The following is a 16273-nucleotide window of genomic DNA, read 5'->3' as shown; positions in this document are numbered from 1 at the left end:
ATACTGGAAAATCATATGGCACATGCGACCTCTGACCAGCAGATAGAGATGGTGAATAATAAAATCATATCTAATGTCATAAAAGATATCCTGCCCTGGATCGAAGAGAATCTGTATGACGAATGTTTTCGGGTTAAGGCTGTCAGCCACCGAAGCGGGTATAGCCGTTGGCATTTCCAGAGAGTATTTCGCGAACAAACAGGCTATAACCTTGCGACGTACATTCGAGTAAGGCGTATAGCAAGGGCTGCGCATTCCATTGCCTTTACCGACAAAGACCTAAAAGACGTTGCCTGTGAAAATGGATTTACAAGTCAACAAAATTTCAGCCGGACATTTAAGAAATATTTCGATAAAACACCGTCTCGGTTTAGAAAAGAGTGCTCCGGGCAAGAGGATATTTTTTACAGAATTTCCGGAAAAATTTGCAAAGAATATGAAGGCGTTTTTTTTTAAAACTTTAACCTGAAACTGTGCAAAACCATAATAAGAAATGAAGCATACAACACCATTTTAAAGGGAAAGAGATGAGATTTAATTATGTGGCCTTGGCCGCGCCATTAATTGTACTGGTAGGAGAAGCATCAGCTGCGGAAATTTATAACAAGAGTGGCAATAGACTGGATTTGTACGGTCTTGTTTCAGGTTTGCATTACATTACTGACGATAAAAGTCAGGATGGCGATCAATCTTATATGCGTGTCGGCTTTAAAGGCCAGACGCAAATATCAGATATGCTGACGGGTTATGGTCAATGGCAGAGTCAATTTAATGCGAATCAGCCAGAGAGTAAAAATGAATCCATGTTTACTCGTCTCGCTTTTGCAGGTATTAAAGTAGAAGATTTTGGGTCGTTAGATTATGGGCGCAATGCAGGCGTGTTATATGACGCACTAAGCCAGACAGATATGCAACCTGAATTTGATGCTCAAACCTATAACACCGATCAGTTTATGTTCCGTCGAGGTAATAGTCTGGTTACCTACCGCAATACAGACTTTTTTGGGCTGGTGGACGATCTCAATTTTGCCCTTCAATACCAGGCAAAAAATGATGGTAGTGGCGAACCAGGCGCCAGGGATGTGTTACGCCAGAATGGTGCCGGTTATGGCATGTCGATTTCATATGCGTTTGAAAATGGCATAAAAGCTGTCGGTGCGTTTACCCACTCCGACCGGACGAACGAACAAAATAATACACCGGGTATGATGGGGCGCGGCGACAACGCTGAAGCTTATTCTGCCTCTCTCAAATATGAAGCAAATAATGTCTATCTCGGGGTAATGTTTACCCAGGCTTATAACGCCTCACGCTTTGGTTCAAGTGCCAGTTCAGACATTTATGGCTTCGCAAATGAGTCACGGATATTCGAAGTTTTTGCCCAGTATACCTTTGATTCAGGATGGGTTCCTTTCATTGCGTACAACCAGTTACGTGCTAAAGATCTCGGACGAGCTGGAGATGCGGCAGTCTTTGGGAAGCAGGATTTAGTTAAGTTTGTTGATTTTGGAACATCTTACAACTTCAACCGCAATATGCTGGCATACGTGGATTATAAAATTAACATGGTTGACAAAAATACCTTCACCAAAGCAGCAGGCGTTTCGACCGATGACATTGTGGCTTTAGGCCTGGTGTATCAATTCTGATACCGAACTCGACAAAATCTGTGAGGCTTATCAGCGTTGCACTATTTGCAGCCGAACTATTGTGAAGGTAAAAACATGTTGCAGACTGCATACCATCATATTCAGACAAGAGCATCATTTTTTCCTGCCGTGAACACGACTCGCCTGCCTTATATGAGGGTAAGGGAGAAAGATAAACAGATAACGCTTCATTTGCATATCCCTCTTAACGAGGATGGTGTGAAAGAAGTCGAGCTCAGCAATACAGCCTCTGCCCGACTGGGCGTGCGTAGCGAAAAAATGTTTGCCGTTATCCAGGAAATGGTCGTCTGGATTGAGGATCGCCTCAGCGCCCCCCTGAGCGTGCAGGAAATATCACGCAAAAGTGGATATTCAGTATGGCATCTGCAACGTACGTTTAACCAGTTAACAGGCTTTAGCGTATATGAATTTGTGCGTACCCGGAGAGTCATTAACGTTATTTATGCCTTAATACAGGGTGATAAGCCCCTACTGGACGTGGCTCTTGAAAATGGCTTCAACTGCCAGGTCTCGTTTACACGAACCATCAGGGAACTTACAGGTTTTACGCCCGGATATATAAGGCAAAACTTCACACTAAATAATAAGTGGTTAATCAGCATTCTTGAATCGTTAATCACTAAAAAATAATTATCTGGATTATATTTCCTCGTACCGGAAAGCATTAATTTCACTGCCGTGATACTAATCTGCGGTAACGATAAAGCGTTAAATGGGTTATGACTAAACAATTTTATTACAGGGGATATTTGTGAATTTTAAAATCAAAGCGTTAGCGGTACTTCTTGCTGCTCAGATGAGCGCAGCATTTGCGGGCTCCATGGAGAATACACCTTCGCCTACAAAAGGTGTGGACGCGTTTCTTCAGGCTCTGAATAGCGCAGGCGGAAAACCTATTGAGCAATTATCTGTGCCCGAAGCACGTAACGTGCTTATTGGTGCGCAGTCAGGGATCAAATTACCTCCTGCCAGTGTTTCTGAGAAGACAATTACCGTTCTTGGCAAACCGCTCACTTTAACCATTGTTAAACCGGAAAACGCGACCGGGACTCTACCGGTATTTATGTTTTTCCACGGCGGCGGCTGGGTACTGGGTGACTTCCAGACCCATGAACGCCTGGTCCGTGATCTTGTAAACGGATCCGGGGCTGCAGCCGTGTTTGTAAACTACACCCCGTCTCCCGAAGCACACTTCCCGGTGGCCATTACGCAGGCCTATGAGGCAACTAAGTGGGTTGCACAGAACGGTGCTGAAATTGGTGTTGACGGAAAGCGTCTTGCACTTGTCGGTAACAGCGTGGGTGGCAATATGGTGGCATCAGTAGCATTGCAGGCCGAGCGAAACCATAGCCCAGCCGTCCGCTACAATGTAATGCTGTGGCCGGTAACGGATGCCCACTTTTCTAATGAGTCTTACAATCAGTTTGCGGAAAATCATTTCCTTACTAAAAACATGATGAAGTGGTTCTGGGACAATTACACAACCTCAGAGCAGGATCGCGCTAACATTCTCGCTTCGCCTCTGCGCGCCAGTGCCGCTGAATTGAAAGGATTACCACCGACGCTCATTCAGACTGCCGAGCTGGATGTACTTCGTGATGAGGGCGAAGCTTTTGGTCGTAAGCTCGATGCCGCCGGTGTTCCGGTGACAGTGACCCGCTATAACGGCATGATCCATGACTATGGACTTCTGAATGCCCTGAGCCAGGAGCCTACCGTGCGTACCGCCTTACAACAGGCATCTTCTGAACTTAAAACGCATCTGCAGTAACTGTCCTGAATATTACCTTCCACTGATCTACTTGTAATACTTTATGCCCGCGGCACGCGGGCTTTTTTAATAATGTTAAATGTCATTTTTAATTTTTCATTTAATAAATGTCTTTCTCGATTTACCTTCTCTTGCCAGTGGCGTACTGCAAAATAAATCAGCACCAAAAAAGAACTGACCGAAAAGTTATTTTGATGGACTCAATCAACGTCATCTGCTGTTTTAAAAACGCTCAACTATTGTTTAATTCTTTGAAATTCTTCAAATCGACTATTGAGATCTATGCGTTATACTCTGCCTATCTTTCGCCACGGCGTTTTAATTGAGGACGACTATGAGTCAGGCACTAGGCAATCTGCTGACATTATTAAACCTGGAAAAAATTGAAGAAGGACTCTTTCGGGGACAAAGCGAAGATCTGGGCTTGCGCCAGGTATTCGGCGGTCAGGTTGTAGGACAGGCCCTCTACGCAGCTAAAGAGACAGTACCTGCAGAACGCTTTGTGCACTCCTTTCACAGCTACTTTTTGCGTCCTGGCGACAGCCAGAAACCGATCGTCTATGACGTGGAAGTCCTGCGCGACGGCAACAGCTTCAGCGCCCGCCGCGTGGCGGCAGTGCAGAACGGCAAGCCGATCTTCTATATGACCGCGTCGTTCCAGGCCCCGGAGCCGGGCTATGAGCATCAGAAAACAATGCCCCCAGCCCCGGCGCCGGACGAATTAAAGTCTGAAACGGACATTGCCCGTGCGCTGGCGCATCTGCTGCCCCCGCAGGTTAAAGAGAAGTTTCTCTGCGACAAGCCGCTGGAGATCCGCCCGGTTGAGTTCCATAACCCGATGAAGGGCCATACCGCCGAACCGGCGCGTCAGGTCTGGATCCGCGCCAATGGCACAGTGCCGGAAGATTTCCGCGTCCATCAGTATCTGCTGGGTTACGCGTCCGATTTCAACTTCCTGCCGGTTGCCCTGCAGCCGCACGGCGTGGGTTTCCTCGAGAAAGGGATGCAGGTTGCCACTATCGATCATTCGATGTGGTTCCACCGTCCGTTCGATATGAACGACTGGCTGCTGTACAGCGTGGAGAGCACCTCGGCGTCGAGCGCGCGCGGGTTTGTTCGCGGTGAGTTCTATACCCAGGATGGGGTGCTGGTGGCGTCTACGGTGCAGGAAGGGGTGATGCGCAACCGGGGATGACGGTATGTGCGGCCTGATGCCCTCACCCTGACCCTCTCCCACGGGGAGAGGGAACAAACACTAAAAACGGCAACCGAGGTTGCCGTTTTGCTGCTTATCAGGCGTTATACGCATTCTCGCCGTGGCTGTTGACGTCCAGACCTTCGCGCTCCTGCTCTTCCGGTACGCGCAGACCCACCGTCATATCTGCCAGTTTGTAGCCGATAAAGGCCACTACACCCGACCAGACCACCGTGAGGCCGATACTTTCCAGCTGCACCAGCACCTGATGACCCATGGTCACGCCTTCTGCGTAGCCGACGCCGCCCAGTGAAGTAGAGGCAAAGAAGCCAGTCATGAGGCAGCCAACAATGCCGCACACGCCGTGCACGCCAAACACATCACAAGGATCGTCCACACGCAGAACACGTTTCAGCGCAGTGACGCCCCACAGACCCGCCAGGCCCGCCACGATACCGATGATCAGCGCACCGCCAACACCGACAAAACCACAGGCCGGGGTGATGCCAACCAGACCGGCAATGGCTCCGGAACAGGCACCCAGCAGGGAAGGTTTACCGCGTACTGCCCACTCGCCAAAGATCCACGAGAGGATTGCGCCCGCCGTGGCCACAACGGTGTTCACGAAGGCCAGCGCCGCGATTTCGTTTGCTGCACTGGCAGAACCGGCGTTAAAGCCAAACCAGCCGAAGTAGAGGATCGCGGTGCCGGTAAAGACCATCGGCAGGTTGTGCGGCTTGAAGGCTTCTTTGCCAAAACCGACGCGTTTGCCGATCAGATATGCACCCACCAGGCCCGCCACTGCGGCGTTGATGTGCACCACGGTGCCGCCAGCAAAGTCCAGCGCGCCATGGGAGGCCAGCAGACCGCCACCCCAGACCATATGCGCTACCGGCACATAGGAGAGCGTCAGCCATACCACCACGAAGATCAGCACCGCGGAGAAGCGAATACGTTCCGCCAGCGCCCCGACAATCAGCCCAACGGTGATACAGGCGAACGAGCCCTGAAACGCGACGTGGATGTACTGATAGAAGCTGCCCATTACCGCGGTCAGCTCGATATTTTTCAGCATCGCCCAGTTAAAGCTGCCGAAGAAGGCGTTGCCCTCCCCGAAGGCCAGCGAGTAGCCGTAGACCACCCACAGAACGCACACCAGCGCGAAGGTGACCGTCACCTGGGTGAGCATGGAGAGAACGTTTTTACCGCGGATCAGGCCGCCGTAAAACAGCGCAATCCCCGGAATGGTCATAAACAGCACCAGCGCGGTGCAAATCATCATAAAGGCGTTATCGGCTTTGTCTGCCACCGCCGGTGCAGCCATTGCCAGCCCCGGCAGCAGTGCCAGAGACCCCAGACCTGCTTTGAGTGTTGTTGTGTTCATTTTCTCGATCCCTATCACTGTGTGCCTGATGTTTTACAGTGCCGCTTCGTCAGCTTCGCCGGTACGAATGCGAATAACGCGCTGCAGCTCAGCAACGAAAATTTTGCCGTCGCCAATTTTGCCGGTGTAGGCTGCTTTACTAATCACGTCGATAACCTCATCCAGCTGATCGTCGGCAATCGCCACGTCAATCTTCACTTTTGGCAGGAAGTTGACGCTGTATTCGGCGCCCCGGTACAGCTCCGCATGACCTTTCTGTCGCCCAAAGCCTTTCACCTCGGTGACGGTCAGTCCCTGAATACCCATTGAAGAGAGTGCTTCACGCACGTCTTCGAGCTTGAATGGTTTGATGACCACGGTAACCAGCTTCATATATCCCTCCAGTCAGAATTCGGTAATGGCTCGCGAACTGATTAGGTATTGCAAGGGATGTGCCAGAATTGAAAAAGGAGGAAGGATGAGGCGTGGCGACGTGATGGCGAAAAAAAACGCACCATGACAGTGCATGATGCGTTTCATTTTTGCACCAACCGATTCAGCGGCTGGCAGGTTGCTTAATTTTAGTGCATCAGGCGCTGAGCGACTCTTCCCGCGAGCTGGCGGCCAGCTCTTCACCGGCCAGCTGCAGTTGATACATCTGCCAGTAACGCCCTTTCGCCTCAAGCAGTTGCTTGTGGGTGCCGCGCTCTACCGCCTGGCCACGATGAAGCACCAGAATGGTATCTGCCTCGACAATGGTCGACAGTCGGTGGGCAATCACCACCAGGGTGGTCTGTTCACGCACCGCGGCCAGCGCCTGCTGGATCGCCTGCTCGGTGCCGGAGTCGATGCTGGCCGTGGCCTCATCGAGGATCAGCACCTGCGGGGTATCAATCAACACCCGGGCGAGGGCCAGAAGCTGTTTTTGCCCGACGGAGAGGTTATTCCCCTGTTCGCCCAACCGGGTGTGAATGTTGTCGTGCAGGCCGCGCGCCAGCTCTGCCAGCTGCACTTTCTCCAGCACCTCCCACACCTGCTCCTCGCTGAACGGTCGCCCAAGCGTGACGTTAGCGAAGAAGGTGTCGGCCAGCACCACCGGATCCTGTTGCACCATCGCCACCCCTTTACGCAGCACGGCGTGGCTCAGGGTCGCGAGAGGACGACCGTCGAGGCGAATTTGCCCTTCGGTAAGCGGGTAGTAGCCCATCAGCAGGCTGGCGAGGGTACTTTTACCGCTGCCGGTATGGCCCACCAGGGCGACAAAACTCCGGGACGGCACCTTCAGATCGATATCCTGCAACACCAGCCGATCGTCGCGATAGGCAAAGGAGACATGATCAAATTCAATGGTGCCGCTTTGCAGGTCGCGATCGTCATCGCCGTAGGCCTGACGCGGGCGATCCATCAGCTCAAAGACGCGTTCACCGGCGACCACCGCCTGCTGCAGCATCGACTGCTGAGTGGTGAGCTCAATCAGGGGTTCGTTTAGACGGCCCAGATAGCTGATAAAGGCGTACAGCACCCCGACCTCAATAGTACCGCCTGCGGCGAAACCAAACTGCATCAGCAGCCCGCACAACACCAGCGCCGAGAACAGGCTGAGCAGCGGACGCAGAAGAAAACCGTCCAGCCGCAGGGTCTGCATGCGGGCCATATAGTGGGAGCGGCTGGCTTCGCCCATCCGCTCGCCAAAGCGCTCCTGCTGGCGGAACTGCTGGATGACGCTCATGCCGTTGATGACTTCGTTAAAGCCGTCGTTGATATCCGCCAGATAGGCGCGCACGCGACGGACAATCGGCGTGCTGTAACGCTGATAGATCAGCATCACAATCATTACCGCCGGGAAGATGGCCATCGCCACCAGCGCCATGCGCCACTCGAGACTGAACATCGCCACCAGCATGGCGCCGACCAGCGCGGCGCTGCGCAGCACCGTGGCCACCACCGTGACATAGAGATCGCGGATCACTTCCGTATCGTTGGTGACACGGGAGATGATCTGCCCGACGGGCTGGGTATCGAACGCGCTCAGCGGCTGGCGCAGGGCGGCATCCATCACGTCGATACGCAGCTGCTGTACCACCCCGACGGCGGCCTGGTTAAACAGCAGCGACTGGGCGTAGTGCAGCCCGGCCGCCAGCAACTGCAGGCCGATATAGGCCACCGCCAGCCCGGCCACCAGACCGAGCGGGAGGTAGTTTTTCGCCACCATGTTGTCGATGAAATAGCTGATCAGCAGCGGGCCGGTCACTTCGGCAATGGCCGCAATCCACAGCAACACCACCGCCAGCGAGAGCGGTTTGCGCCACGGCGAGCCATACGCCAGGAGGCGTTTAAGGGTCGGCCACAGCTGGGAAAAACTACGCATCGGCGGCCTCCTCATTCATATCCGGCACGTCATCCAGCGCCGCTTCCAGTTGTTGATAGCGATACATATCGCGATACCATCCCGGCTGGTCCGCCAGTTGTTCATGCTGCCCGCGCTGCGCAATATGTCCGTGCTGCATCACCAGAATTTCGTTCGCCTCGGTCAGGGCCGACAGACGATGGGCGCTGATGATCACCGTGCGCCCTTCTCCCCACTGTCGCAGGTTATGCAGGATCTGGTGTTCAGTGCGACCATCGACGGCAGACAGGGCATCGTCGAGGAGCAAGATTTCGGCATTGAGCAGCAGCGCGCGGGCAATAGAAATACGCTGCTTCTGCCCGCCCGAGAGCATCACCCCGCGCTCCCCCACTTCGGTTTCATAGCCCTGGGGCAGGCGCAGGATATCTTCATGCACGCTGGCGAGACGGGCAACGTGCTCGATCGCTTCCCGGGTGGCTTGCGGGCAACCCAGCGCAATATTGTTGGCAACCGTATCGGAAAAGAGGAACGGCGTCTGGCTCACCACCGCCAGCCGGCTGCGCCAGCTATCCAGCTGCAGCTGCGTCAGAGGTATGTCATGGAAGCGGATCTCGCCCTGGTCAATATCAAAGTGGCGCTGGATCAGCGACAGAATGGTGCTCTTTCCAGCACCCGTTGGGCCGCAAATGCCCAGCATCTGCCCGGGTTGCAGCCTGAAGCTGACGTTTTCGAGGATCACCTGCTCAGTGTGCGGATAGGTAAAGGCGCGGACGGCGACATTCAGCTCACCGCGGCCCGGCGGCACCGGCTCGCTGCCGTCATTCACCACTGGCGCCTCGGCAAGCATGGCGCGGATCCGGGTGTAGGCCGCACTGCCGCGCTCGACGATATTAAACATCCAGGCCAGAGCCAGCATCGGCCAGATCATCAGCCCCAGATACATGGCAAAGCTGGTCAGTTGGCCGAGGGTCAGCGAACCGTTAATCACCATCCAGCTGCCGCCGCCGATGGCCAGCAGGTTAGCGGTGCCAATGGCGATATAAATGGTGGGATCGAAGCGGGCGTCGATGCGGGCGACGCGCAGGTTTTTGGCTCCGGTATCGGCGGCATCGGCGGCAAACAGCGCCGACTGGCGATCTTCCAGGCCGAAGGCTTTGATCATCCGGATACTGGTCAGGCTCTCCTGGGTGCGGTCGTTGAGCGAGGAGAATGCCGCCTGGGCCAGCTTGAAGCGTTCATGCAGCTGGTCGCCGTAGCGTTTGATCGCCAGCGCCATAATCGGCATCGGCAGCAGGGCCAGCAGCGTCAGCTGCCAGCTGATTTGGGTGGACATCACAATCAGCACCGCGCAGCCCATCACCAGCGAATCCACCAGGGTCAGCACCCCTTCCCCGGCGGCAAAGACCACGCGATCCACATCGTTGGTGGCACGGGCGATCAGGTCCCCGGTGCGATGGCGGAGATAAAATTCCGGATGCTGGCGGCTAAGCTGGCGGTAAAAATCTTCCCGCAGCTCCACTGCCAGCTGGTAGGAGGCCCCGAACAGCAGCACACGCCAGACATAGCGCAGCAGATAGACCACCACCGCCGTCAGCACCAGCGTGCCGATCCACATCATCACCCGTGCGGTGGTGTAATGCTGTTCCGTAACGCCGTCCACGACATAGCCCACCACTTTCGGCGGGATGAGCTGCAGAACGGCAATGATAATAAGCAGAGCCACTGCACCGAGATAGCGTTGCCACTCCCGGCGAAAGTACCAGCTTAACTGAGCAAATAATCGCACGCGGTCTTTTCCTGAGGATCGTATTCCGGCCAGGCCGGGAAGTTATTCAATGGGTAAGGCGGTGGTGTATTTAATCTGTTCCATCGCAAAGCTGGAGGTGACATTCGACAGACCTGGCACGCTGTTGACCAGCCGTTTGTAGAAATCATCATAGCGTTTCATGTCCGCCACCTGAACGCGCATCAGGTAGTCGTATTCGCCCGCCATGCGCCAGAAGCCCAGCACTTCCGGCATTTCCGATACCACGCTGACGAATCCACAGTACCAGTCGCTGCTGTGATGCTGCGTTTTTATCAGAACAAAGGCCGTCAATCCAAGCCCCAGTTTTTCGGGATCGAGCAGCGCCACGCGTCCCAGCAGGATGCCTTCATCTTCGAGTCGCTTGAGGCGTTTCCAGCAGGGCGTGGTGGTCAGATTAACGGCATCCGCCAGTGCCTGCAAAGAGAGGGTGCAGTCGCTTTGCAGTAAGGACAGCAGCTTACGGTCAATTTTATCTAGCATACCCACCCCCGCAGAGAAAATTTTTCTCCTTACATTCTATTTTAAAGGCCAGATAGCAACAATTTTTTCTGTGCTTTTCGCTATGCTGGGCACAAAATGACAAACGGATTACCGCGATGAATAGCACCTGGGTTAAAACCGCCATCAGTGAAATTAACGCCGATTATCAGCGCTCGGCGGATACACACCTTATTCGCCTGACTCTCCCGGGTTTTGCCGGGATTCAGCTCTATCTGAAAGACGAAAGCACCCACCCGACCGGCAGCCTGAAGCACCGTCTGGCGCGCTCGCTGTTCCTGTATGGGCTGTGTAACGGCTGGATCAATGAAGGCACCACCATCATCGAATCGTCCTCCGGCTCAACCGCCGTCTCTGAGGCCTATTTTGCCCGCCTGCTCGGCCTGCCGTTTATCGCCGTGATGCCCTCCTGCACGGCGAAACGCAAAATCGAACAGATCGAATTTTATGGTGGACTCTGCCATTTCGTCGAAAGCGCCTGCGAAATTTATGCCGCCTCAGAGATGCTGGCCCGGGAGCTGAACGGTCACTATATGGACCAGTTTACCTTCGCGGAGCGGGCAACGGACTGGCGCGGCAATAACAACATTGCCGACAGTATTTTCCGTCAGATGCAAAATGAGCCCCATCCGGTGCCGGCCCATATCGTAATGAGCGCCGGGACCGGCGGCACCTCGGCTACCATTGGCCGCTATATTCGCTGCCAGGGGTACGATACCCGCCTGATGGTGGTGGATCCGCAGAACTCGGTGTTTCTCGATTACTGGCAGCAGCGCGACCCCGCCCTGCGCAGCCCGGTAGGCAGTAAAATAGAAGGGATTGGCCGTCCGCGCGTCGAGCCGTCGTTTATTCCTGACGTGGTGGACGAAATGCTCCGGGTGCCAGATGCTGCCAGCGTCGCCACCGCCCACTGGCTGGAAACGCAGCTGGGGCGCAAGGTTGGGGCCTCTACCGGGACCAATATGTGGGGCGCATTGCAGCTGGCCGCGCGGATGCGTGACGCCGGGGAAACCGGCTCGATCGTTACCTTGCTGTGCGACAGCGGCGAGCGCTACCTGGATACCTACTACAACGCGGAGTGGGTGAAAGCCAACATTGGTGACGTGACGCCGTGGCTGGCGGAGATTGCCCGGCTGGTAAAATAAAAAAAGCCAGACTGTCGTCTGGCTTGCTGGAAGGGTCTCACTATTCGGGGGAATAAGGAAGATCGGGTGTATCCAGCCAATGGGTTAAAAAGTGGGACACGGCCTCGTTGCGGCAGTGTCCGATAACCGGTAAATGCGAGAGCTCAGCGATCAGCTGCGGCATCGCATTGCCCATGATCAGACCGCGGCCTACGCTGCCCAGCATCTCGCGATCGTTCATCGCATCGCCAAACGCCATACACTCCTGCATCGTTAAGCCCAGATGATCGCTCAGCACCGCCAGGGCAGACCCTTTGTTGCACCCGACCGGCAGCACTTCGAGGCAATCTATTGCCGAGAAGGTCAGGTGCGCGCGGTTACCCAGCGCCTCGTTAAGCTGAATGCGCAGGCGGCAGAGATCGTCGTGATCGCTGCAGAAACAGATTTTGGTCACCGCGTGCGCCGGAATACGGCGCAGATCGGTCAGCTGATACTGGAAGCCGCTGTAGACGTGCGCGTCCAGCAGCGCCGGGATCTCTTTTCCGGTCAGCCAGCCAGTATCATTAAACACGTGAATGCTGGCCTGGGTATCCCAGGTGGTATGCAGCACCTGCTCCGCCACGTCCGGCGCCAAATCCTGACGATAGAGCACCTCGCCTTCCAGGGAGTGAATGCGCGTCCCGTTGCCGGTAATCAAAAACGCATCGAGGGCAAGCGCGCCCATCAGGTGGCGCATCTCCAGCACATGCCGTCCGGTGGCGAAGGTGAGCGTAATGTCGCGCTCATGCAGTCGCTTAAGCGTGCTCAGCGTCTTGTCGCCTAAACGGTGGTCCGGCATTAACAAGGTGCCGTCCATATCAAATGCAGCCAGCCGCGCCATGGGAACTCCGAAAATGTGAGGAGGTTAACTTGTGCATCAGTATTGCGTGATATATACGGAAGTAATACTGAATAGATGGAAATTATTGTTCCGGGTTTACTATGCGCCAGCTTAATCGACTTAATCAGTACCAGAGACTGTGGCAGCCCTCAGCCGGTGCGCCGCAACAGGTGAGCGTGGCCGAACTGGCCAGCCGCTGTTTTTGCAGCGAACGACATGTGCGCACGCTTTTGCGTCAGGCCCAGGAGGCGGGCTGGCTAAGCTGGCAGGCACAGTCCGGGCGCGGTAAGCGCGGTGAGCTGCGCTTTCACGTCACGCCAGAATCGCTACGCAATACGATGATGGAGCAGGCGCTCAAAAACGGTCAGCAGCACAACGCGCTGGAACTGGCCCAGCTGGCACCCCAGGCGCTGCGTGCCCTGCTGCATCCTTTTCTCGGCGGGCAGTGGCAGAACAATACCCCGACGCTGCGCATTCCCTATTACCGGCCCCTCGATCCGCTCCATCCGGGCTTTTTGCCCGGCCGCGCCGAGCAGCATCTGGTCGGGCAGATCTTTTCCGGCCTGACGCGGTTCAGCGACACCAGCAGCGAACCGGGCGGCGATCTGGCGCATCACTGGGAGATCTCAGCCGACGGGCTGCGCTGGCACTTCTATATTCGCTCCACGCTGCACTGGCATAACGGGGACAAAGTCGAGGCGGCTCAGCTCCAGAGCCAGCTGGCACGGCTGCTCACCCTGCCCGCACTGCGCAAACTGTTTAACAGCGTGAAGCAAATTGCGGTGACCCACCCGCAGTGCCTGACCTTCGTGTTACATCAGCCGGATTACTGGCTGGCGCACCGTCTGGCGAGCTATTGCAGTCGTCTTGCTCACCCTGAACAGCCCCTGACGGGGAGCGGACCGTTTCGGCTGGCGATATACGACGCGGATCTGGTCCGGCTCGAGAGCCACGAGCAGTATCATCTGGGCCATCCGCTGCTGAAAGCCATCGAATACTGGATCACCCCCCAGCTTTTTGACCAGGATTTAGGCACCAGCTGCCGCCATCCGGTGCAGATCGCTATTGGCGAGCCGGAAGAACTCGCCAGCCTGCGGCTGGTCAGTAACAGCATCAGCCTCGGCTTTTGCTATCTCACGCTGAAGCAGAGCGGCAGGTTAAGCGAGGCCCAGGCCCGCAGGCTGATCGACATCATTCATCACACCTCGCTGCTGCATACCCTGCCGCTGGACGAGAATCTCATCACCCCGACTCAGGAGTTGCTCCCGGGATGGTCTATCCCCCGGTGGCCGCAGGCGCAAACTATCGCTCTGCCGGAGACGCTGACCCTGATCTATCACCTGCCGGTAGAGTTACACACCATGGCGGAACAGCTTAAACGCTACCTGGCCCACGAAGGCTGTCAGCTGACGGTGATTTTTCATGACGCGAAAACCTGGGATGGCTGCACCGCCCTGGCGGAGGCCGATATCATGATGGGCGACAGGTTGATTGGTGAGGCACCGGAATACACCCTGGAGCAGTGGTTACGCTGCGATGCGCTCTGGCCATATCTGCTCAGCGCCCCGCAGTTTGCGCACCTGATGGCGACCCTGGATGCGGTTCAGATTCAACCCGACGCCGCGGCGCGCCATCTGGCATTAAAAGAGGTGTTCGCACAATTAATGGAGCGTGCTGTCCTGACGCCGCTGTTCAACTATCAGTATCAAATCAGCGCCCCGCCGGGGGTGAACGGCATCCGCCTGAATCCGCGCGGCTGGTTTGATTTTACCGAGGCCTGGCTGCCCGCCCCGAAAACGTGAAGAAGCTGGTCGCCGCCACGGGCAGACGTTACCATACGTTTTTAACCGTCAAAGTTGGGAAGATTAATGAAACGTGCCGTTGTCGTGTTCAGTGGAGGCCAGGACTCCACCACCTGTCTGGTTCAGGCTCTGCAGCAATATGATGAAGTCCATTGCGTGACTTTTGACTATGGTCAGCGCCATAGCGAAGAGATTGAGGTCGCGCAGAAACTGGCGGTGAAACTCGGCGCACGGGCGCATAAGGTTCTGGATGTCACCCTGCTGAATGAACTGGCGGTGAGCAGCCTCACCCGCGACAGTATTCCGGTGCCGGACTACGAACCGGACGCCGAGGGGATCCCGAATACCTTCGTGCCGGGACGTAATATCCTCTTCCTGACCCTAACCGCCATCTATGCTTACCAGGTCAAAGCCGAAGCGATCATTACCGGCGTGTGCGAAACCGACTTCTCCGGCTACCCGGACTGTCGCGACGAGTTTGTGAAAGCCCTCAACCATGCAGTGAGTCTGGGGATGGCCAAAGATATCCGCTTCGAAACGCCGCTGATGTGGCTCGATAAAGCCGAAACCTGGGCGCTGGCTGACTACTGGGGCAAGCTGGATCTGGTGCGTAACGAAACGCTGACCTGCTACAACGGCATTCAGGGCGATGGCTGCGGTCAGTGCGCCGCCTGTAATCTGCGTGCCAACGGCCTGAATCATTATCTGGCGGATAAAGTCGGGGTGATGGCGGCTCTGAAAAAGAAAACCGGTCTTAATTAATCCGGGCCAGCCTGCCGGGTGAAGGATCTGCTTCGCCCGGCATCAAAAACGGGCTTATGTGATTAACAGCTCCAGCTTCTCACGCAGTTCCCCTTCCAGCGGCAGCGCTTTCTGCGTTTTCAAATCGATGCAGACAAAAGTAATTAACGCATCTGCCACCACCTGCCCTTCCGGTTCCAGCGTCACCACCTGACTTAATATCCCACTTTTGCCGTTCAGCTGCTGAAGCTGGCTGGTGACGGTGAGGAGATCGCTGAGCACCGCAGGACGGCGATAGTTAATGTTGATATTCGCCACCACAAAGGCGATACGCCGCTCGGTCATCCACTGAAAGCTGTCGCTGTTTTCCAGCCCTTCCCAGCGCGCCTCTTCGAGAAACTCGAGATAACGTGCGTTATTAACGTGTTGATAAACATCAAGGTGATAACCGCGTACTTTGATTTGGGTCTGCATAGCGCAATAGCCTTCAGGGTTGTTATTTGTAAGAGTCAGAGGTCATAACTGGTATGACCTCTTTATCCTGGCAAATTTTTGCCACTGTGCAAGTTATTACAGCGTCAGATACGCAAGATTCCGCTCCACCAGCGCACCGCCCATACCGGGGACCTGCTTGAGATCGTCGAGGGTTTTAAACGGGCCGTACTCTTCCCGGTAGCTGACAATTGCCTGGGCTTTCTTCAGCCCCACGCCGTTCATCACCCGCGCCAGCTCCTCCGCCGGGGCGGAATTAATGCTGATCCGCCCCTTCTCCGCTTCCGCCGCTTTCGACTGCTGGGGTGGGGGCGGTGCATCGGACTTCCCTTGTGCGACCTGCGTTTTGGCGGCTGGTGTCGCCGCCAGCGCGCAGTGGCTCATCCCGGCAGACATAAGGGCAAGCGTAATATAGAGGGCTTTGATTCCATGTTTCATGCTGTTTTCTCCTTGTTTGTTGACAGCTCACTCACCATAAACGGGCCGCTTTTCCGGAACAAACAGCAGATTGCAGAAATGGAAAAGGCCGCGAAAGCGGCCTTTTGGTGTTGCAGTACGTTGCTCAGATTTGCGAGCAGCGCCG

16 protein-coding genes are annotated in these 16273 nt (G+C 55.4%); 8 read left to right on the top strand and 8 right to left on the bottom strand.

Features of this window, described 5'->3' with window-relative positions; genetic code table 11:
* Nucleotides 1-15 precede the first annotated feature (15 nt).
* The 5 genes from SOM40_RS05010 to tesB all read left to right on the top strand — a co-directional run bounded on the left by SOM40_RS05010 (nt 16) and on the right by tesB (nt 4636).
* The gene (locus tag SOM40_RS05010; protein WP_261641938.1) at nt 16-456 is read left to right on the top strand and encodes a helix-turn-helix domain-containing protein; all 441 of its coding nucleotides are present in this window, start codon (nt 16-18) and stop codon (nt 454-456) included.
* A 71-nt stretch (nt 457-527) separates the two neighbouring features.
* Nucleotides 528-1649, top strand: a complete 1122-nt coding sequence (locus tag SOM40_RS05005; protein ID WP_320530628.1) for a porin — start codon at nt 528-530, stop codon at nt 1647-1649.
* A gap of 75 nt (nt 1650-1724) precedes the next feature.
* On the top strand, nt 1725-2300 hold the full coding sequence (locus tag SOM40_RS05000; protein WP_320530627.1) for a helix-turn-helix domain-containing protein: 576 nt from the start codon (nt 1725-1727) through the stop codon (nt 2298-2300).
* A 166-nt stretch (nt 2301-2466) separates the two neighbouring features.
* Nucleotides 2467-3441, top strand: coding sequence for an alpha/beta hydrolase (locus tag SOM40_RS04995; protein ID WP_106992795.1), 975 nt, complete (start codon nt 2467-2469; stop codon nt 3439-3441).
* Between the two features lie 334 nt (nt 3442-3775).
* A complete protein-coding gene (gene tesB / locus SOM40_RS04990) occupies nt 3776-4636 on the top strand; it encodes an acyl-CoA thioesterase II (protein WP_106992157.1) in 861 nt (286 codons plus the stop codon).
* 97 nt (nt 4637-4733) lie between these two features.
* On the opposite strand, the gene amtB is transcribed toward tesB, so the two are convergent.
* The 5 genes from amtB to SOM40_RS04965 form a co-directional block, all read right to left on the bottom strand.
* On the bottom strand, nt 4734-6020 hold the full coding sequence (amtB, locus tag SOM40_RS04985) for an ammonium transporter AmtB (RefSeq protein ID WP_166181738.1): 1287 nt from the start codon (nt 6018-6020) through the stop codon (nt 4734-4736).
* Nucleotides 6021-6053: 33 nt separating this feature from the next.
* On the bottom strand, nt 6054-6392 hold the full coding sequence (gene glnK / locus SOM40_RS04980; RefSeq protein WP_032616849.1) for a P-II family nitrogen regulator: 339 nt from the start codon (nt 6390-6392) through the stop codon (nt 6054-6056).
* A gap of 196 nt (nt 6393-6588) precedes the next feature.
* Complete coding sequence (locus tag SOM40_RS04975; RefSeq protein ID WP_320530626.1) at nt 6589-8367, bottom strand: SmdB family multidrug efflux ABC transporter permease/ATP-binding protein; 1779 nt, start codon at nt 8365-8367, stop codon at nt 6589-6591.
* Entirely contained in the window at nt 8360-10132 is a 1773-nt protein-coding gene (locus SOM40_RS04970; RefSeq protein WP_320530625.1) for a SmdA family multidrug ABC transporter permease/ATP-binding protein, read from the bottom strand. Before SOM40_RS04970 ends, SOM40_RS04975 begins: the two co-directional genes overlap by 8 nt.
* Nucleotides 10133-10174: 42 nt before the next feature.
* Entirely contained in the window at nt 10175-10633 is a 459-nt protein-coding gene (locus SOM40_RS04965; protein ID WP_106992153.1) for an Lrp/AsnC family transcriptional regulator, read from the bottom strand.
* A 116-nt stretch (nt 10634-10749) separates the two neighbouring features.
* On the opposite strand from SOM40_RS04965, the gene SOM40_RS04960 reads away from it, so the two are divergent.
* Complete coding sequence (locus tag SOM40_RS04960) at nt 10750-11796, top strand: PLP-dependent cysteine synthase family protein (protein ID WP_106992152.1); 1047 nt, start codon at nt 10750-10752, stop codon at nt 11794-11796.
* 40 nt (nt 11797-11836) lie between these two features.
* Here the strand turns inward: SOM40_RS04960 and cof are convergent, their stop codons facing one another.
* Complete coding sequence (gene cof / locus SOM40_RS04955) at nt 11837-12655, bottom strand: HMP-PP phosphatase (protein WP_313824318.1); 819 nt, start codon at nt 12653-12655, stop codon at nt 11837-11839.
* Between the two features lie 101 nt (nt 12656-12756).
* Here cof and SOM40_RS04950 point away from each other — a divergent pair, with 101 nt between their 5' ends.
* Complete coding sequence (locus SOM40_RS04950) at nt 12757-14457, top strand: SgrR family transcriptional regulator (protein WP_225759402.1); 1701 nt, start codon at nt 12757-12759, stop codon at nt 14455-14457.
* A 66-nt stretch (nt 14458-14523) separates the two neighbouring features.
* Nucleotides 14524-15219, top strand: a complete 696-nt coding sequence (gene queC, locus SOM40_RS04945; RefSeq protein ID WP_313824317.1) for a 7-cyano-7-deazaguanine synthase QueC — start codon at nt 14524-14526, stop codon at nt 15217-15219.
* A gap of 54 nt (nt 15220-15273) precedes the next feature.
* Here the strand turns inward: queC and SOM40_RS04940 are convergent, their stop codons facing one another.
* Nucleotides 15274-15672, bottom strand: coding sequence for a YbgC/FadM family acyl-CoA thioesterase (locus tag SOM40_RS04940; protein WP_106992148.1), 399 nt, complete (start codon nt 15670-15672; stop codon nt 15274-15276).
* A gap of 96 nt (nt 15673-15768) precedes the next feature.
* Entirely contained in the window at nt 15769-16128 is a 360-nt protein-coding gene (locus SOM40_RS04935; RefSeq protein WP_320530624.1) for a helix-hairpin-helix domain-containing protein, read from the bottom strand.
* Between the last annotated feature and the right edge of the window lie 145 nt (nt 16129-16273).

The organism is Leclercia sp. CFBP8987, from assembly GCF_034044995.2.
Taxonomy (GTDB): Bacteria; Pseudomonadota; Gammaproteobacteria; order Enterobacterales; family Enterobacteriaceae; genus Enterobacter; species Enterobacter tamurae.
Note: the sequence above shows the minus strand (reverse complement) of the source record. Positions and strands in the feature narration are given on the sequence as shown.

Excerpts from the sequence above, each read along its gene's own strand:
- SOM40_RS04960 (WP_106992152.1), top strand. The coding sequence starts at position 10,750 with ATGAATAGCACCTGGGTTAAAACCGCCATCAGTGAAATTAACGCCGAT.
- SOM40_RS04935 (WP_320530624.1), bottom strand. The coding sequence starts at position 16,128 with ATGAAACATGGAATCAAAGCCCTCTATATTACGCTTGCCCTTATGTCT.
- SOM40_RS05005 (WP_320530628.1), top strand. The coding sequence starts at position 528 with ATGAGATTTAATTATGTGGCCTTGGCCGCGCCATTAATTGTACTGGTA.
- SOM40_RS04950 (WP_225759402.1), top strand. The coding sequence starts at position 12,757 with ATGCGCCAGCTTAATCGACTTAATCAGTACCAGAGACTGTGGCAGCCC.
- cof (WP_313824318.1), bottom strand. The coding sequence starts at position 12,655 with ATGGCGCGGCTGGCTGCATTTGATATGGACGGCACCTTGTTAATGCCG.
- amtB (WP_166181738.1), bottom strand. The coding sequence starts at position 6,020 with ATGAACACAACAACACTCAAAGCAGGTCTGGGGTCTCTGGCACTGCTG.
- glnK (WP_032616849.1), bottom strand. The coding sequence starts at position 6,392 with ATGAAGCTGGTTACCGTGGTCATCAAACCATTCAAGCTCGAAGACGTG.
- queC (WP_313824317.1), top strand. The coding sequence starts at position 14,524 with ATGAAACGTGCCGTTGTCGTGTTCAGTGGAGGCCAGGACTCCACCACC.
- SOM40_RS05000 (WP_320530627.1), top strand. The coding sequence starts at position 1,725 with ATGTTGCAGACTGCATACCATCATATTCAGACAAGAGCATCATTTTTT.
- tesB (WP_106992157.1), top strand. The coding sequence starts at position 3,776 with ATGAGTCAGGCACTAGGCAATCTGCTGACATTATTAAACCTGGAAAAA.
- SOM40_RS04995 (WP_106992795.1), top strand. The coding sequence starts at position 2,467 with ATGAGCGCAGCATTTGCGGGCTCCATGGAGAATACACCTTCGCCTACA.
- SOM40_RS04940 (WP_106992148.1), bottom strand. The coding sequence starts at position 15,672 with ATGCAGACCCAAATCAAAGTACGCGGTTATCACCTTGATGTTTATCAA.
- SOM40_RS04975 (WP_320530626.1), bottom strand. The coding sequence starts at position 8,367 with ATGCGTAGTTTTTCCCAGCTGTGGCCGACCCTTAAACGCCTCCTGGCG.
- SOM40_RS05010 (WP_261641938.1), top strand. The coding sequence starts at position 16 with ATGGCACATGCGACCTCTGACCAGCAGATAGAGATGGTGAATAATAAA.
- SOM40_RS04965 (WP_106992153.1), bottom strand. The coding sequence starts at position 10,633 with ATGCTAGATAAAATTGACCGTAAGCTGCTGTCCTTACTGCAAAGCGAC.